18 protein-coding genes are annotated in these 16,016 nt (G+C 65.1%); 10 read left to right on the top strand and 8 right to left on the bottom strand.

All coding sequences use genetic code 11. The features are described 5' to 3' along the window. Positions 1 to 91: 91 nt before the first annotated feature. Together LIV55_RS09175 and LIV55_RS09170 are read left to right on the top strand one after the other, a co-directional pair. Complete coding sequence (locus tag LIV55_RS09175) at positions 92 to 709, top strand: CueP family metal-binding protein (RefSeq protein WP_229299980.1); 618 nt, start codon at positions 92 to 94, stop codon at positions 707 to 709. A 479-nt stretch (positions 710 to 1,188) separates the two neighbouring features. Next, positions 1,189 to 1,629 carry a hypothetical protein gene (locus LIV55_RS09170; RefSeq protein ID WP_229299979.1) on the top strand — a complete coding sequence of 147 codons (441 nt, stop codon included), beginning with the start codon at positions 1,189 to 1,191 and terminating at the stop codon, positions 1,627 to 1,629. Between the two features lie 511 nt (positions 1,630 to 2,140). Here the strand turns inward: LIV55_RS09170 and LIV55_RS09165 are convergent. Both LIV55_RS09165 and LIV55_RS09160 read right to left on the bottom strand, forming a co-directional pair. Beyond that, positions 2,141 to 2,569: an Imm8 family immunity protein gene (locus tag LIV55_RS09165; RefSeq protein ID WP_308012899.1), complete on the bottom strand. Its 429-nt coding sequence runs from the start codon at positions 2,567 to 2,569 to the stop codon at positions 2,141 to 2,143. Between the two features lie 49 nt (positions 2,570 to 2,618). Beyond that, positions 2,619 to 3,272, bottom strand: coding sequence for a recombinase family protein (locus LIV55_RS09160; RefSeq protein ID WP_229299977.1), 654 nt, complete (start codon positions 3,270 to 3,272; stop codon positions 2,619 to 2,621). Positions 3,273 to 3,868: 596 nt separating this feature from the next. Here LIV55_RS09160 and LIV55_RS09155 point away from each other — a divergent pair. Continuing rightward, entirely contained in the window at positions 3,869 to 4,198 is a 330-nt protein-coding gene (locus LIV55_RS09155; RefSeq protein ID WP_229299976.1) for a hypothetical protein, read from the top strand. Positions 4,199 to 4,339: 141 nt separating this feature from the next. Here the strand turns inward: LIV55_RS09155 and LIV55_RS09150 are convergent, their stop codons facing one another. Continuing rightward, positions 4,340 to 5,029, bottom strand: a complete 690-nt coding sequence (locus LIV55_RS09150; protein WP_229299975.1) for a DUF4304 domain-containing protein — start codon at positions 5,027 to 5,029, stop codon at positions 4,340 to 4,342. A gap of 310 nt (positions 5,030 to 5,339) precedes the next feature. On the opposite strand from LIV55_RS09150, the gene LIV55_RS09145 reads away from it, so the two are divergent. Next, positions 5,340 to 5,813, top strand: coding sequence for a hypothetical protein (locus LIV55_RS09145; protein ID WP_229299974.1), 474 nt, complete (start codon positions 5,340 to 5,342; stop codon positions 5,811 to 5,813). A 291-nt stretch (positions 5,814 to 6,104) separates the two neighbouring features. On the opposite strand, the gene LIV55_RS09140 is transcribed toward LIV55_RS09145, so the two are convergent. From LIV55_RS09140 to LIV55_RS09120, 5 genes are all read right to left on the bottom strand, one after another. Continuing rightward, positions 6,105 to 6,746 (bottom strand): hypothetical protein, encoded by a 642-nt coding sequence (locus tag LIV55_RS09140; protein ID WP_191563185.1) that lies wholly within the window; start codon positions 6,744 to 6,746, stop codon positions 6,105 to 6,107. Between the two features lie 9 nt (positions 6,747 to 6,755). After that, complete coding sequence (locus LIV55_RS09135; protein WP_229299973.1) at positions 6,756 to 7,622, bottom strand: RHS repeat-associated core domain-containing protein; 867 nt, start codon at positions 7,620 to 7,622, stop codon at positions 6,756 to 6,758. A gap of 199 nt (positions 7,623 to 7,821) precedes the next feature. Then, positions 7,822 to 8,142 (bottom strand): hypothetical protein, encoded by a 321-nt coding sequence (locus LIV55_RS09130; protein WP_229299972.1) that lies wholly within the window; start codon positions 8,140 to 8,142, stop codon positions 7,822 to 7,824. A gap of 305 nt (positions 8,143 to 8,447) precedes the next feature. After that, positions 8,448 to 9,272 (bottom strand): MerR family transcriptional regulator, encoded by an 825-nt coding sequence (locus LIV55_RS09125; RefSeq protein ID WP_191563188.1) that lies wholly within the window; start codon positions 9,270 to 9,272, stop codon positions 8,448 to 8,450. After that, complete coding sequence (locus tag LIV55_RS09120) at positions 9,269 to 9,757, bottom strand: GyrI-like domain-containing protein (RefSeq protein ID WP_229299971.1); 489 nt, start codon at positions 9,755 to 9,757, stop codon at positions 9,269 to 9,271. Before LIV55_RS09120 ends, LIV55_RS09125 begins: the two co-directional genes overlap by 4 nt. Positions 9,758 to 9,924: 167 nt before the next feature. Between LIV55_RS09120 and LIV55_RS09115 the strand changes: the two genes are divergently transcribed. From LIV55_RS09115 to LIV55_RS09090, 6 genes are all read left to right on the top strand, one after another. After that, positions 9,925 to 10,917, top strand: coding sequence for a GNAT family N-acetyltransferase (locus LIV55_RS09115; protein ID WP_229299970.1), 993 nt, complete (start codon positions 9,925 to 9,927; stop codon positions 10,915 to 10,917). 562 nt (positions 10,918 to 11,479) lie between these two features. Then, entirely contained in the window at positions 11,480 to 12,409 is a 930-nt protein-coding gene (locus LIV55_RS09110) for a helix-turn-helix transcriptional regulator (protein ID WP_224766778.1), read from the top strand. Positions 12,410 to 12,606: 197 nt separating this feature from the next. Continuing rightward, complete coding sequence (locus LIV55_RS09105) at positions 12,607 to 13,809, top strand: MFS transporter (protein ID WP_229299969.1); 1,203 nt, start codon at positions 12,607 to 12,609, stop codon at positions 13,807 to 13,809. Between the two features lie 64 nt (positions 13,810 to 13,873). Next, on the top strand, positions 13,874 to 14,848 hold the full coding sequence (locus tag LIV55_RS09100; protein ID WP_191563192.1) for an aldo/keto reductase: 975 nt from the start codon (positions 13,874 to 13,876) through the stop codon (positions 14,846 to 14,848). Next, on the top strand, positions 14,845 to 15,141 hold the full coding sequence (locus tag LIV55_RS09095; RefSeq protein WP_308012898.1) for a carboxymuconolactone decarboxylase family protein: 297 nt from the start codon (positions 14,845 to 14,847) through the stop codon (positions 15,139 to 15,141). Before LIV55_RS09100 ends, LIV55_RS09095 begins: the two co-directional genes overlap by 4 nt. Further along, positions 15,138 to 16,016, top strand: coding sequence for an aldo/keto reductase (locus LIV55_RS09090; RefSeq protein WP_191563193.1), 879 nt, complete (start codon positions 15,138 to 15,140; stop codon positions 16,014 to 16,016). Before LIV55_RS09095 ends, LIV55_RS09090 begins: the two co-directional genes overlap by 4 nt.

The following is a 16,016-nucleotide window of genomic DNA, read 5'->3' as shown; positions in this document are numbered from 1 at the left end:
CACCCGATCTGCCCTCCCAGACGTGGATGACCCGACCGGACGTCATCGGAGCAAAGCTGATGACTCCCCAAGACCCTGACGGAGAGCGCCGATGTACACCGTTCAAGCACCCATCCGACCTCGCCAGCTCGCTGCCGCTGCTGTCGGTGCCCTGATCCTGACAGGCTGCACGTCCGCACCGTCGCCGGGCGCGCCCGCGCCTTCCTCGGCCACCACCTCACCGGCGGCCGCCGACCTGCTGTCCGAGCACGACCTGACCGGTCTGAGCACCGCAGAGGCCATCGAGCGTCTTGACACCATGCCCATTGCTGAACGTCCCGCCGGCCTCGTCGCATCGGTGCACCCGAGAACGGTGAGCATCACCGGTGGCCAAGGGCAACAAGTTCAGCTACCCATGCCCGAGGACGAGGTGTACATCTCGATCGCGCCCTACCGCCACACGACACACGAGTGCCACTTCCACAGCCTGACCACCTGCGTAGGGGAGCTGCGCAACGCGAACGTACACATCACCCTGACCGGTGGCAGCGGTGAAACCCTCATCGATGAGACACGTCGGACCTACGACAACGGCTTCATCGGCCTGTGGGTGCCGCGCGGGATCAAGGCAACGCTGACGATCGAGCAAAACGGAGAGGTGGGCACCTGGGAAGTCTCCACCACCGAGGACGATGACCCCACCTGCATCACCGACCTCAAGATCACGTAGACGCGGTCATCGCCAGGCTCAGGATCCGTCGCATTCGTCCCCAGCTACGGCACCCGTCAGAGCGGGCCGGCATCTCTGTGCCCAGGTCGCCGACTGCTTGCGCAACGAGATCCGATCCGGCAGTGGATAGCCGCAGCCCGGACGTGCGGACGACGCGCATGCCCCGCGGCGGGGACAAGAACGCACTGTCACGCGTTACGGATGCCAGAAGTCAATCTAGTCACGTCTATGATAATGCCGATGATCTATCTTATGTCAGGTTAATCGAGTGAGGCCTGCTTATCTCCCCCGCGACCGGTAGCTTCAGCCGACACACCCCGCGACTAGAGGCCACTTTTGCTTACGGTGAGTTTATCCAGCTACGCCCGGCACGAGTCGGCGATTCGGCAATCCCCTTCACTTCGGCTCCTGCATCTAGGCCTTGCGGAGCAACGGCTCTACGGAGGAGAGTTCCTCACCACGGAACGGGAGGGTGAGTTATGACGACCTGGAGCATGAAAGCTGTCACAGTCGCGGCCTCGGCGGCGACCGTGCTGACGATCGCATCTGTCGGTGCAGCATCCGCTGGCGATGCGCCGGCCCCAAGTCCTGCGAGGAACATCCCCGAGAGCCCAGAGGTAGGTCCTGGCCCGGGAGTTCTGCAACCACCCGGCGCTCACGAGTACGGGACGAACGCCCGGGGCGAGTCGTACGGCAGTGCACTGTGGGCGAAGTCTCCGGACGACGAACCGGACCTCATCCGAGCCCGCGCCTCCAACGGCAGGATCGGCTACGTCAGAGCCAGCGAGATCGAAGAAGCAGACCCTAGCCCCAAGAGCCCCGAGGAAGCCGCCAAGAATGACGGGCCACTTCGCCCGAGTGTTCCGGTGTACGAGTCTGACGGCACAACCGTCATCGGAGGGTTCAGGTTCTCCTCGTGAGGCGCCCATTCATTCGATTAGCTGGTGCGGTGGCGGGCGCGTTGGCTGCGCTTCTGGTCACGACGGAAGCAGCCAGGGCTGACGCGCCCAACACTTGGTCCGTCGTCAATGAGTTCCAGGGCGGCAACCGGCATTACGAGACCTGGTCATCCCTGGCGACGAACTATCCCGGGGGATCGCTCGAGTGTGCTGAGTTCGCGGTAGGAGCTCGGACGAAGTCTGGGTATACGGTCCCGTCTGGCTACTTGGGAAACTACGCCCGTCTCTTCACTGGCGGGGGGACGCTGGTCAAGCACGGCAGCTGGACGTACAGCTCCTCCGCCACGAGCTCGTATCAGCTGTGGCATGCCGGTTGGTACGACTTGCCCTACACCTCGTTCTACTCCAAAGGACTGGCAAGAGGGTGGAGCACAACCAGTAGTGACTACGCCCTGGGTTACTCAGAGCGCACACCAACCCTGAGTCACTACACCTGGTGCAACTAGACGATCGCCACCCACGCCGTCTGCTCCTATAGATGAACCCGTTTATAGGAGACTATGAACCGCTCCCCCGCCCCGTCATCCTCTGCACGGCAGGACGTGGCCCAGTTGACCTTAAACACCACAATGACCACATCGACAAAGCAGAGGCCCCTCACCCCTGCTGGTAAACCCTCGAACTCCCAGTGCCGGAGCCGGGCAAGCCTCTCGGCCACATCAGGCCAGCTTGATCCTTCGAAGCGTCGGACGCGCCGCTCGATGAACTCGCGCAGCACCTGCCAGTCGTAGTACTCGACAATCAGATGATGGCGTCCGTCGAGCAGCCCGTCGCGACGGACTTGATCCTCGACCCAGGCCAAGCTGCACACGATGAGGTCGAAGGACTCCTCCCCAAGTCCGTCATCGGGGCCAGCCACGATCCGCAACCTGAGCGCCCACCGTTCCCCTCGGCTGTCCACGCAGCGAGGTCGTCGACATCCAACGACGTGAGCGATCTCAGTGCGGCCCTCACGGACCTGTCCGCTCCGCGGCTCTCTGCACGTCGCGTCGGTACAGCGGCAACGCGCCTTCCTCCGGCCCTGCGTCGAACCGCGCCAGCGAGGCGATCTCACCTCGCAGCACACGCCCGACGACTGCCCGGGACAGCCCTGTCGTCGACGCGATCACGCCCTGAGTCTTGCCAGCCTCGGCCATCTCGTGCACGAGCCGGAACTGATGAGCCGTGACACGGGAGGGCCGGCCCAACGGACCCCCCTTCGCCCTGGCCGCAGCCAGCGCCGCGCGGGTGCGCTCGGCGGTCATCTCCCGCTCGAACTGCGCCACCGACGCCATGACGTGGAACAGCAGGCGCCCACCCGGTGTGGTGGTGTCCAGCGACTCCGTCAGGGAGCGGAACTCCACCCCGCGGGTGCCGAGCTCGTCGACGACGGAGATGAGGTGTTTGAGCGACCGGCCGAGCCGGTCGAGCTTCCACACCGTCAGCACGTCCCCCGGTTCGAGCTGCTCGAGCAACCGGGCCAGGCCCGGGCGGTCCGTGCGCGAGCCCGACGCGTGGTCGGTGACGATGTGCTCGTCGTCGACGCCGGCCAGACGCAACGCATCGAACTGCATCGCGGTGTCCTGATCGAGGGTGCTGACCCGCGCGTATCCCCAGGTGGTCAAGGCCGCCGGTCACCCTGCTCGCGGCGACGGGCGAACACGCGGCCCACCAGCACAGCGCCGCCGGCAACCGCACCCACCACCGCGGCGGTGACGTACCCACTGATGTCAACAACGGCCGCTGCCGTCTCCATGTCAATCATCAAGACCCTCAACCCCTGCTCGAAAATCGCCGGTTCTGACCTTTCGAGCAACGAAATCAGTGAGCAGGGGTTTCGAACACCTTTCAGAGCCTCCCGCGACCCCTCCCCCAGGCTGCTCGAAAACGATCGTCAGTGAGCAGGCTCGATACCCGTACAAGCAACCGCTAAGGGTTCCGGCCAATGCGGCGGGTAGCGCTCCCCGTCTCGAGGCCTTGCTGCTAGGCGATGACGCGAGGAGTATCGCCGTACCGATGGCAGGGGGATGAGATGAGCAACAGGAATCTGGGCCTACTCGTCGCTGGGGCAGCAGCGGTCCTAGCACTAGCAGGCGTGAGCGCGGCGGTAGCAAGCGGCGACGAGAAAGTGGCTGTTCCGGCGCGATCTACGACGCCACCGCCCACACCAACACCGACCACTCACATGGGGCCGGACGGTGGGGAGACGGTGTCGGTGACCATGACCGCTCGACCTGCACCGACCCTGGCGAACGGGCGCCCGTTCCCCACGGAGGACTCCGAGGGGGCGCGAGCAGCCTCAGGAGTCAATGCTCGGGGCGAGTCGTACGGCACCGACCTCCACTCGACGTCAGAGGCCGACACCCCCGACCTCATCGCCGTGGTCGCGACGAACGGCGCCAACGGGTACCTCCGCAACTCCGAGCTCATGGCAGCGGAGCCCGCACCGACCAGCCCCGATGAACCCATCCCCACCCCGACCGTGGACTGGCTGCCGGTCTACCGCAGCGACGGCGTGACGGTCATCGGCTACTTCGACGTGGGTCAATAAGCGCATGCACCCCTCAAGGGAACAGCAGCCACCGCCGAGGACCCTGATCACCCAACCCGCGGAGCGAGAACAGCCGCTCACTGACGATGGTTTCCGGACGGCGACACGCCACGCGTGTGTGTTGGCTCAGTGATGGTGTGACTACTCCTCGTTGCCCAGACGTGCGGCTCGGCCTCGAGCCCACTGGGCGGCGTTGATGGCTGCCGGGCGGGGGTTGCCCCATCGCTCGAGGCGTTGGCATGCGGCTTTGAACTCTGGGCCACCGTGGTCGCTGAGCTGGACGGCGTGCGCGATCAGGGCATCCGGGTAGCCGGCGTCCCAGTGCCACCCGTTGTCGTGGAACTTGCCGAATGGGGGGCTGCTGGTGATGGTGGTCAGGTCGGCGAGGAGCTCGGCGTGGTCGGTCAGGCGCAGGAGGTTGGCGAGCTGACCGGCGTTGAGGGCTTCGGTCATCTGGAGGGCCACGATTTTGGCGTCGTCGACGGAGTCGATGGTCCAGCCACTGCGGCCGCCCGAGCGGTTGAGCGGAGTGAGCGCCAGACGAGCGATGCCGTCCCAGTACTGCTCGCGTCCTGGCTTTCTGGGCTCGTACCAGCCTCCTGAGAACTCGCTCTCGAGCCACTCTTTCCAGGCGGGGGTGACGACGGACATCGCGCCCTCGAAGGTGCCGTACGTTCCCTCGTTGTACTGGCCGGCGAGGATGGTGACGACTGCGGTGGTGTCACCGACCTGCAGGCGCCATGTCGGGTAGGTGCCCTTGAACCCAGCGGCGCGCAGGGTGGGGACGAACTCTTCTCGCAGGGCCTGCTTCAGGGCGTCTCTGGCTCGCACGGCGTCAGAGTGCCACGTCGAACCCTGCCTGGTTGGAAGATTCCTCCGCCGGCCCAACTGTCGAGAAAACGAACGGTCACGCCGCTGCTCGAACGCCGCCGCAGCTCGACGGTTCGAGCGACGCGACCTTCGCTAGCGGCGTCCTGACCGATCCACGGCTCGACCACCCGACCGCCCTCAATGGGTGTTCAGTGACGATCGTCACTGAACAGGCCGTTGCCCCTGCCTGTGTCTCATTCGACGATCGTCAGCGCACGCACTTCCAGGCGAGGTCCATTAGCCCGACGGGCGGCTCTCCTACTATTCGTCCATGGTGAAGCCAGGGGGGCAGGTCGTACGTCGAGTCGGCGTCGCGGGGGTGGCTGTCGTCGTGATGGCAGCGCTCTCGTCATGTGGTGCGCGCACCGCGGACAGTGCGGCTGAGGAGCTTGCCTCGGCAATCGCGGACGGCTCGGTCTCTGAGCACCCTGAGCTGTTCGACCCGGCCCCGTCGGCGAAACAGGTGGCGGTGCTCGACGGGCTGCATCAGAAGTGCGACGTCGATGAGGACTCGGTGGGGCTGGAAGAGGGGTCGGTCACCCCCTTCGCGCGCACCATGGCGGTGAAGGTTGAGTGCGACGGGAAGGCCAGTCTAATCGGAGCCGTGGTCATCGAGCCGAGCAGCGGCCGAGACTCCAGCAGCGACTTCCTCGTCGACCCCGGCTACCTTCCCGGCGGCCAGCGCGAAGGGGAGTTCTCCCGCTCTGGGCTCCCCGACGAGATCAAGCACATCGACAGGCTCTGAGCGAACGATTGGTCAACACTGCGCCAGCCCACTTTGACAAGGGTCTAGGCATGGCTGAGGTAGAGCTGCTGACACCTGAGGATAGGTTAGCTGTGCGTGGTCTCCCGTGGCATTTCCACTTTTCGCACGCGGGTGTGCATGACCGCCGTCTTATTCACTGTAGATGACTGGAATGGGGTCAACGCCCAGAGCGATCAACCCGGCGTGGACCTCCCGGATGAAACTCCAGAATATGCGCACAAACTCGTCTCGACCGATTTTGAGGGTCGCCTAAGCAACCTTCCGCATGCCTTAATCTCCTGAGTCAGAGCGTGATGAATCCCAGTCGAGCGTTGCAGAGATCAACTTTTCCCAGCGAGGGGTCCCTCGATATTCCCTGAGGGTCTCCCGAGCCTCGTCGGCCTCGTCGTCTGAGGGAAACAACGCTATGAGGGCAACTTCGCGAAGGTGCGGAACGTTGCGTAGATAGCCGTAAGGCTTGAACTTTCCGGACCGAATCTTACGATGCAGTGCGTCTCGGTCGAGGGCTTCCTTCTTGAAGCGAGGAAGATAATTCTGCAACGAGTCACACATTAATACCGTTGATTTATGCGTGTCATCGATGGGCCAGAATCCGTCCCGATCCACCCCAGCACCCTTCGGAGTGCCGAGGATCAATCCATGATAGTGCATTGTTCGCTTTGTCATGGGCTCGAGCGACACCGACGAGTAGGGGCCACGCATCCACTCTTCCCAGGCCTTCGGGACTGCTGCCATCTCTATGAGCGCTTTCGGTGGCACCCACCCAGCGTCGAATTCAACCCCGATGATGCATTCGTCACCAAAGTCGTTCGTCGCAACCCACCGTGGTGCGCTCCCCTTGAAACCAACTTCCTTTAGGTAGGGAGTTACATTCTCACGGAAAGCTGCGAAAAACTCCTTCTTATCAGTCATGTTTCCACCTTACCAGTCCCCGCCCCTGGCGACCGAGGTAATCTGACCAGTCCACCTATCGACAGACATCCAGATGTATCTCACGGAATACTCGGCCCGCGCTTCGTGGTCCCAGTACGCCTGACGAGCCGTCAGGCGAGACCCATTCACCTTGATCTCGTAATAAATAATCTTGCCGTGCTTGTCGTACGATGTCAGATCGTAGATCCGCGACCCTCCCTCATATCGCACATTCCGTTGAGACGGTCTGATATTGAGGCCGTGCATCCATTTGACTGACCCAGCTTCTCCAATCCGCCCCAGCGTCCCAGAAGTCAGTTGACCGTTCTTGTACCGGCTGCGCTTAACCTGCTGTCCAGCCTCCGTCATTGAGTTTCTCTTGCCCTGGGTAGTTCTCTGGCCAACCACCTTCTGGCCGCCGCCGATACTTCGAACCTCTCCGACGCTGATCGCGCCGCCTCGTCCACCACCCCCTGCATCGGGCTTTTCTGCCAGTCCGGTGATGTCGTGCCAGTTGATGGGGTCGTCTGGGTAGGTGTATGCGGTGGTGTTTCCACCGATCACCGCATCCGGGGAGGTGAATGCGCCACGTCGTGGGTTGTACCAACGAACTCCCATCTGCGTGAGACCGGCGCTGAAGGAGGCGGTAGTAGATCTCTGCGCCCCTCCTTGCCACCCATAACCGTTGTGGCCAGTGGTCGTCGCCATGGCGCCGGCGTCCTTCGGGATGCCGTATTCGGTGTAGTCGGTCCAGGCGTCGAGGCCTGTGGCGGACGTTGAGGTCCCCTGTCCAACCGGAATGGTGACGGTACTGGCCTGGTCGTTGGTCGGCGTGAGGATTGCCAGGCTGATACGTCCGTCTCGACCAACGGTCAAGAGCTCCGCAGCAAGGGGTTCGCCGAGGACGTAGATGTAGCCGCCGAGCTCAACGCGTCCAGGACGGTGCCAGTCATGGTCGACGGCGCCTTCGAGTGCTGTCCCAACGCGCTATGAGACATCACGCTCGCCCCGCCGAAGCCTTCAGATCGACCCCCTGCTGATCACGCAGCGAACGCCTCGACCGTACGAGCTATCACTAGCTCTTGATGAAGGACCAGCCCGTGACGCTCGACGCGGCTGGCCACCCGCAGGCGTCGATTCGGAAGCTTCCGCCGTAGCCGATCCGGACGCGGGTGCTCCGGGTGAACTGATCGGGGAAGAACCCGTAGCAGCGGTAGTAGATGCGGATGGTTGTGTTGTAGCTGCTTCCGGTGCAGGAGAAGAAGATCCTGCCGTCGGGCCCTCCAGTTGGCGGGGTCGAGCAACGGTTGGCTGCCTGCGCGGGAGAGGCTGCACCTGCGGCGGTGAGGCTGGCAGCAAAGAGCGCGGCGACGGCTGCTCGTTTGAAGGACTTCACGAAGATCGTTCTCGCCTGATGGTGTGGTCGGCCGGTCGTCGACCAGGCGTGTTGCGAACCTAGGGGTGTAGGCCATCTGGGGCTACCCGACGAATCCGCAGGCAGGCTCGGGGAAGCAGCACTTTGCGCGTTGTTGCTACCTGTGTTTTCGAAGGTTGCTACGTTTCGCCCAGCTTGTCCTGGCATGTGTCGCTGACGTTCCTCGGCAGGTACTCCCCCCGGGTGGGTGGGCCTACTCCAGCGACGCGGTGGCCCACTCATCCCGGGCAAGAGTTGCGGCTGATCGCACCCGAGGAGGCGGGGGATCAGGCTGGCCCTGGCGGTGGCCATGAGGCAGTTGCCTCCGAGACTGGCTGCGCGACCTCGCAGCGGAAGGGGTCTCCCACGGAGTACAGCTCTCTCGGCGCCCCTGCAGCGCGTCGCCCGTCACGCTGGGCTGCGGCTCGGACGGCGTCGAAGGCGCGAAGGATTGTGGGGAACTGGATCTCGCCGTAGGGCACCTCGACGTAAAGCTCGATCCCCGCGGGTTCGGAGCCGTCGGCGGACCCGTGGGCGAGTGTCGGTACGCGCACCTCGATGGGTCCGTCGGATTCCCAGCCGACCTCGCCGTGGTAGACGACGGCGAGAGGGTGAACGTCGTCGCGACTGGCGCCCGCACGGTGGATGAGGGCAGCGCTGGCCTTCTCGATGTGCGACGGGAGGTCTTCGGCCGTCGTGCGCAGCACGCAGGACACGAACGACCACGACCGTGCTGGCCGCCGACGGACCGGTGAAGTGCTTGGCAGCACGTCGCTGCCTGCCAGCTCGCTGGCCACGTCGTCCAGCAGGGCGATGGCGCGCTGGTGCTCAAGGATGGTCGCGGCCCGGTACGCGTCGACCAGCGAGCGTCGACGAGCACCCCGAGCATCGAGGACGGCGGAGATCTGCTCGAGTGGCATGCCAGCCCGCCGCAGCAACGATATCGCGCGTGCCTGCTCTGCCTGGGCCGGTCGGTAGTAGCGATAGCCCGTGTACTCGTCGACTGCGTCGGGGCGCAGCAGTCCTCGTCGCTCGTACAGGCGAAGGGCTCTTGGCGACAGCCAGGTCAGGCGAGCGAACTCACCGATCGTCAGCCGCTCCGGTCCGCTCATCTGAGCAAGTATGCGACCTCGACGACCCAGCGACTTCGGTCGGGCTGGGTCTCGGGGTCGGTGAGGAACTGCTCAGTTCTCACTGCCCAGTGAATGCCATCGGGGCGCTCCTCGACGGCAAGCTCAAGCCCCTGCGCTTCTGCCCACCTCCACATCTCGCCATGGATGTGCGTGAGGGCGTCGGGCCCACCTTCGGGGCGCGCCACGAGGTAGCGGCCAGCCGGCAACACGCCGGATGCGAAGCCGTCGAGCTCCACGCGCTGAGCAACCGGCACGGACACGGTGACATCCATGGGATCCGCAGCCGTCTGCATCCGGCGGTAGCGATAGATCGGCCCCCCGAGAGGGGGCTGGTCAGCGCCGGCCAGTGCGGCGTAGATCCGGGGCACGTGAGCGTTCACACGATCCCAGTGCGCCAGGTCGGCGGTCGTGTGCATGCCGACCCACGCTTGCTCGGCGCGCTCCTCGATAACCATGGCTGTCATGACTTCTCCTCTATCGTCGTTCGATGTGCCGTGACCAGCCCACGGCTTGACCCAGGGTTAGAGTCAAGCCCCGCAATCCATGTGCCCGATGCAGCAGACTCGCCTACTGCACGCGCTGCCGGCCCAGCGGCTGCTGGTGCGCTACGAGCAGAGCGGAGACCCCGACGATGACCACCACCCTCACCACGCCGCAACCCCGTGATCTGGCCACCCTCCACGGCGTGCTGTCACAGTGGCAGGGCGACCGACTCCCATTGCAGCTCCACCCCGGTGACCTCGGCTGGTATGGGCTGCGAGGCGAGGAGGCGACGGCCGCAGCTCTTCGCCTCTGGGCGGTCGACGACACGATCGCCGCCATCGCGCTGCTGGACGGCGACCAGCTGCTGAGGTTCGCCATTGACCCCGCCCTGCGGGACGACGAGCACCTGGCCGAGCGCATCGCCGCCGATGCCGACGACCCCACATCAGGGCTGCTGCGCGCGGGTGACGCCGTCATCGAGGCTCGAGGAGCGAACGCTCTCGGTGACGCGCTGGAGGCACGCGGATGGGTACCCGACGAGCTCTGGACGCCGCTGCACCGCGATCTTCGCGCCCCCGTCGAGGTCGACGGCCTACGAGTGCGCAGCCTCGAGCCGCAGGCCACCGAGGAATGGGCGCTCGTGCACTGGTCGGCATTCCGCGGGACACCAATCCCCGAGGACAGGCTCCAAGGCTTCGTCGCGGGGTGGAGAGCGGTGGCGCAGAGCCCGCTATCCCGCGAAACGTCCATCCTGGCGCTCAAGGACGACGACAACCGGACCGTCGCGATCGCGGCCACATGGGCGGCAGGAGCAGGTCGACCTGGCATCGTCGAACCTATGGGCGTCCACGCCGACCATCGCGGACGCGGCTATGGCGTGCTCGTGACTCGCGCAGCGGGCTGCCGCACTACGAGAGCGAGGCGCATCCAGCGCACGAGTCGCCGCAGAATCATCGAACGCAGCAGCGGTCGCGACCTACACCGCTGCGGGGTTCACGGCCGGCGAGGAAGTAGCCGACTGGGCACGCACCGGGTGAAGCACCCCGCGTGCTTACCCGCTCACTACGGCCGGAACCGCACCAGCCGTAGATCGATGCCGCATCGGTGCGATCACTCGCAATTCGCCGTCCATCCCCTATGAAGACCGGGATGGCCCGAGGTACCGGGATTCGGCCTGCGCGGGACTCCCGGCGTCCACCCAGCAGTTTGGGCGGCCGGCCGGTTCGTGGGCAGAGTCGCTTCCATGTCGCGGTCGCACTTGACGATCGTCGCCGCACACGTGACCTCAGACCCTCTGATCAGACGGTTGGCAGAGCCACAGGCTGTCGCCGAATAGATCTGCGACCACGATGGATGGGCCGCGGGGGGAAGACGGGTCGATGCTGGGGCGGAGCTTGGAGTGCGGACGTGACCGAAGGTCGGCCAGCACAGCATCAACGTCGAGTACCGGTTTCCAGGTCACGGAGCCTAGCCCCCAATCGCCGCGCTGCTCCAAGGGGTCTATGACTGCGTCGTTGTGTCGTGCCCGCAGGTACAAGCGAAATCCCGGCTCGTGATCACCGTCAAAAACGCCTTGGCCCTAACCCGTCGCGCGGACACCCAGGACGTCGACGCATACCGACCGCTGCTGATCTGGATACATAGGCCAGGAGACGCAAAGGGCAACCTGGGACGCGGAGAGGGTGCATGACAGAGACTCCCTCGTGGGAGACATCCTCCGTACCCTTGATTTCATGGGAAACCGTCCAGAGGTGAGGGAGTTTCTTATGTCCCGCCGCGAGAAAGTTACACCTGAGCAGGTGGGCCTGCCCGTGTACGGGAGCCGGCGGGTGAGCGGGCTGCGGCGTGGAGAGGTCGCGGCGCTGGCCGGCGTCAGCGTCGAGTACTACACGCGCCTCGAACGAGGGAACCTCACCGGGGTCTCAGACAGCGTGCTCGAGTCGATCAGCCGCGCGCTGCTCCTGGATGACACGGAGCGATCGCACCTGGCCAATCTCGCTCGCGTCGCGAACACCTCGAGCTCCCGGAAGGGGAAACGGCCTGCATCACCCCCCGAGGTCCCACCGATCGTGCGTCGCATCGTCGATGCGATGCCGACACTTCCCGCGTTCGTGCAGAACAACCGCTTCGACGTGCTCCACGCCAATCTGCTGGGCCATGCGCTGTACTCGGACATGTTCGAGGAGCAGGGAGCTCCGGTGAACACGGTGCGATTCGTCTTCCTGAGCCCGGTCGCGCGTAGGTTCTACGCGGACTGGGAGACGGTCGCCCGCACTGCCGTCGGTGCGCTGCGTGTCGAGGCAGGCAAGGACCCCTTCGACACGGAGCTGTCCAACTTGATCGGTGAGCTCTCCACGCGCAGCGACGCGTTCCGTGTCATGTGGGGATCCAACGACGTAGGCACGTTCCGCGACGGCGTTAAGCGTCTGCGCCACCCCGTGGTCGGCGAGCTCGAACTGGAGCACGAAACCCTGCCGGTTCCCGGATCCGCCAAACTATCGATCACCGTCTACAGTCCGAAGCTCGAGAGTCCCTCGGAGGACGGCCTCACCCTGCTCGCGAACTGGTCGCTGACCTCGGGCGATGAGAAGCTCGACGCCGCCGAGATCACGGACGACAGCCTACGCGACTGACTCGCCGCGCAGACGCTCGCTGGGAGGCTTGCCGTCCTGGGGGTTACTACCGGAACCCCTCACAGCTGAGACTTCCTCGTCCTGTAGGACGCGCGTTGAATTCAGTTGTGCCCCCGAACGGCGGGCTCAACCTCTTCAACGCACAAAGGTACTTCTCACCCATGCCCTCTTCGCAGAATGCAGGCCGATTGCCCTTCGTGGTGACCCTGCTCGCTATCGGCACATTCCTCATGAGCACAACCGAATTCGTCATCGCTGGACTGCTGCCCAACATGGCTGCCGACCTGTCGGCGAGCGTGTCCCAGGCGGGCCTGCTGATCACGGCGTTCGCCGTCGGAATGATCGTCGGAGCACCGACCATCTCGATCGTCACGACGCGCATGCCCAGCCGGCTCACTCTCGTCCTCTCCCTGGTGACCTTCGCGGTCGGGCACGTCGTGGCCGCTGTTAGCCCCGACTTCGGGGTGGTGCTCGTCGCCCGCGTGATCACGGCCGTGGCCACCGGCGCGTACCTGTCCGTCGCCGCGGTCGTCGCGACCTCTGCTGCCGGGCCGGTCAACGCCTCCCGTGCGATGGGCGTGATGATGAGCGGAATGGGCATCGCCATCGTGGCAGGCGTCCCCCTGGGGTCCTTCGTCGGCCAGGCCATCGGCTGGCGCGGCATCTTCTGGGCTCTGTCCGGCCTAGCGATCGTGGCGGCCGCCATCATCGGCGCAATGGCCCCCAATGAACGTGCACGTGAGGTTGTCACTATGCGTTCACAGCTCGGGATCCTCCGCGAGTCCCGGCTGTGGCTGGTGCTTGCAGCGACCGCGCTGGTCTCGGGAGGCTTTCTCGCCGCCTACAGCTACATCTCCCCGCTGCTCACCGATCGCACGGGCCTGACGGATGTCGTCGTGCCGCTGGTGCTCGTCGGCTTCGGAGTCGGGGCGTTCGTCGGCACCGGAGTGGCTGGGCGCTTCGGTGACCGGTCTCCGTTGGCGACGTACTTCGCCATCGCAGGCGGATCATCGATCGTTCTGCTCCTGCTCATCCCGCTGTCCGGACTTGCCATGCCGACGGTCGTCCTGGTCGTCCTGCTCGGCTTCACCGGGATGGGCGTGACCGCGATCGCCACGCCGCTGGCCGTGCGCTTCGGACACTCTGGGCCCTCCTTGGCCGCGGCCCTAACCGTGTCCGCGTTCAACGTCGGCATCGCGGCAGGGACCTGGTTGGCCGGGCTCGCCCTGGAGTCCTCGCTCGGGCTCGTCGGACCCTCGGTGGTCGGACTGGCCATGGCTGTCCTGGGCATCGTCCCGCTGCTCGTTCTGGCGCTCATGCGCGCCACCCGCGTCAGTGCGGAGCCTGAGGATCTGCCCGTCGCTGCGGCTCTTGACGTGGACCACGAACTGATCGCCTGACCGCCCAACATTCTCTGTCAAGGCCCGGACAAACCGGTTCGGACCGCATCGCAAAGGAACCACCATGGAATACACACGACTGGGATCCACCGGCCTGAAGATCAGCCGCATCGCGCTGGGATGCATGAGCTTCGGCGACTCGTCGCGGGGCTTCACCGAGTGGGCGCTCGACGATGCCGCGGCCGAGCCGTTCTTCCGGCAGGCCGTCGAATCCGGGATCACGTTCTGGGACACCGCTAATGTCTACGGCTTCGGCACCTCGGAAGAGATCGTCGGCCGCGCGATCAAGGAGTACACCCGGCGAGAGGACGTCGTCCTGGCGACGAAGGTGCACTTCCCGATGCATGACGGCCCCGGCGGACGAGGGCTGTCCCGCAAGGCGATCATGGAGCAGATCGACGCTTCCCTGGAACGCCTGGGAACCGACTACGTCGACCTCTACCAGATCCACCGCTTCGACTACGACACCCCGGTCGAGGAGACGATGGAGGCGCTCCATGACCTCGTGAAGACCGGCAAGGTCCGGTACATCGGAGCCTCCGCGATGTGGGCGTGGCAGTTCGCCAAAATGCAGCACGCCGCGGACCTCAACGGCTGGACCCGCTTCGTGTCCATGCAGGACCAGTACAGCCTCATGTACCGCGAGGAGGAGCGGGAGATGTTCGGCCTCCTAGCCGACCAGGGCGTCGGGGCGATCCCCTTCAGCCCGCTCGCGAAGGGCCGCGTCGCCCGTCCCTGGGGCGGGGCGCAGACCATGCGCTCGGCGAACGACCCGGTCGGAGCGGCCGCGTTCAGCGACGCCGACAAGCCGGTCGCGGACGCGGTCCAGCAGATCTCCGAGGCCCGCGGCATCCCTATGGCGCAGATCGCCCTCGCCTGGGTGCTGAAGAACCCCGTAGTTAGCGCCCCGATCGTGGGTGCGACGAAGGAGTACCACCTCTCCGATGCCGTCGCGGCGCTGGACGTCGTGCTCACCGACGACGAGGTCTTCGCGCTGGAAGCGCCCTACCGGGTGCGCGAGCCCAACGGCTTCCAGTGAATTCACCCCAAGCTCGCCACGCTCATCGACGAGGTGCTGTTCGGCCACGCCTAGGAGCGCCCGGAGCTGTCGCCCAGAACCAGAGCCTGGTGACCATCGCAGGGCTCCTCTCCGCCGGGCAATCCCAACCACTGAACTGGCACATCCCGGACGGCGTGGAGAACGGCCTGACGCAGGCCGAGATCACAAAGAGCGTCACCCACCGCGCGTTCTACACCGGCTGGCCGAAGGCCGTGTCGGCGATGAACGTCACCAAGCGCATCTTCGACGCAGACAAGGAAGAAGCACGATGACCTACCCTCACCTCACTCTCAACAACGGCGTCGCCATGCCCGCCCTCGGCCTCGGCGTGTACCAGTCCGCGCCGGAAGAGACCACCGACGCCGTGGTCGCAGCGCTGAACACCGGTTACCGCCACATCGACACCGCCGCCGCGTACTTCAACGAGCGAGAGGTCGGCGAGGGCCTGCGCCGCGCTGAGGTTGACCGCGCCGACGTCTTCGTGGAAACGAAGCTGTGGATCAGCGACTACGGCTATGACGAGGCCCTCCACGGGTTCGAGAAGAGTGCACGCAAGCTTGGCGTGGACCAGATCGACCTGCTCCTTCTGCACCAGCCGCTGCCTTCGCGATTCGACAAGACGATCGCCGCGTACAAGGCGCTCGAGACGCTCCTCGCAAATGGACGCGTCCGAGCCATCGGCGTCTCCAACCTGAGTCCGGTCGAGCTCGAGCGGCTGATGGTCGAGACCAGTGTCGTGCCTGCGGTGAACCAGATCCAGCTGCACCCCTACTACACGCAGCCGGATTGGCAGGCGGCCAACCACGAGCACGGGATCCTCACCCAGTGCTGGTCGCCGATCGGTGGCGCATACACCTACAACGGCAACGAGAAGAACCCGTTCACGGAGCCGGTGCTCCTCGACCTGGGGAAGAAGTACTCGAAGACCCCTGCCCAGATCATGCTTCGCTGGCATGTCGACCACGGCTTCTCGGCCATCCCGAAGTCCGTCAAGCCCGAGCGCATCGCGGAGAACTTCGACGTCTTCGACTTCGCCCTCACCCCTGAAGAGATCGCGTCGATCGACGCCCTCGACACCGGCGTCAGCGGGTCGATCGACCCCGACTCCATCACGCTCGAAGAGCGCGGGATGCCGATCCCGGAGTGA

It is taken from the genome of Janibacter melonis, assembly GCF_020567375.1.
GTDB lineage: Bacteria > Actinomycetota > Actinomycetes > Actinomycetales > Dermatophilaceae > Marihabitans > Marihabitans melonis.
The sequence above is the reverse complement of the archived record's forward strand: the minus strand, read 5'-3'. Positions and strand labels throughout refer to the sequence as shown.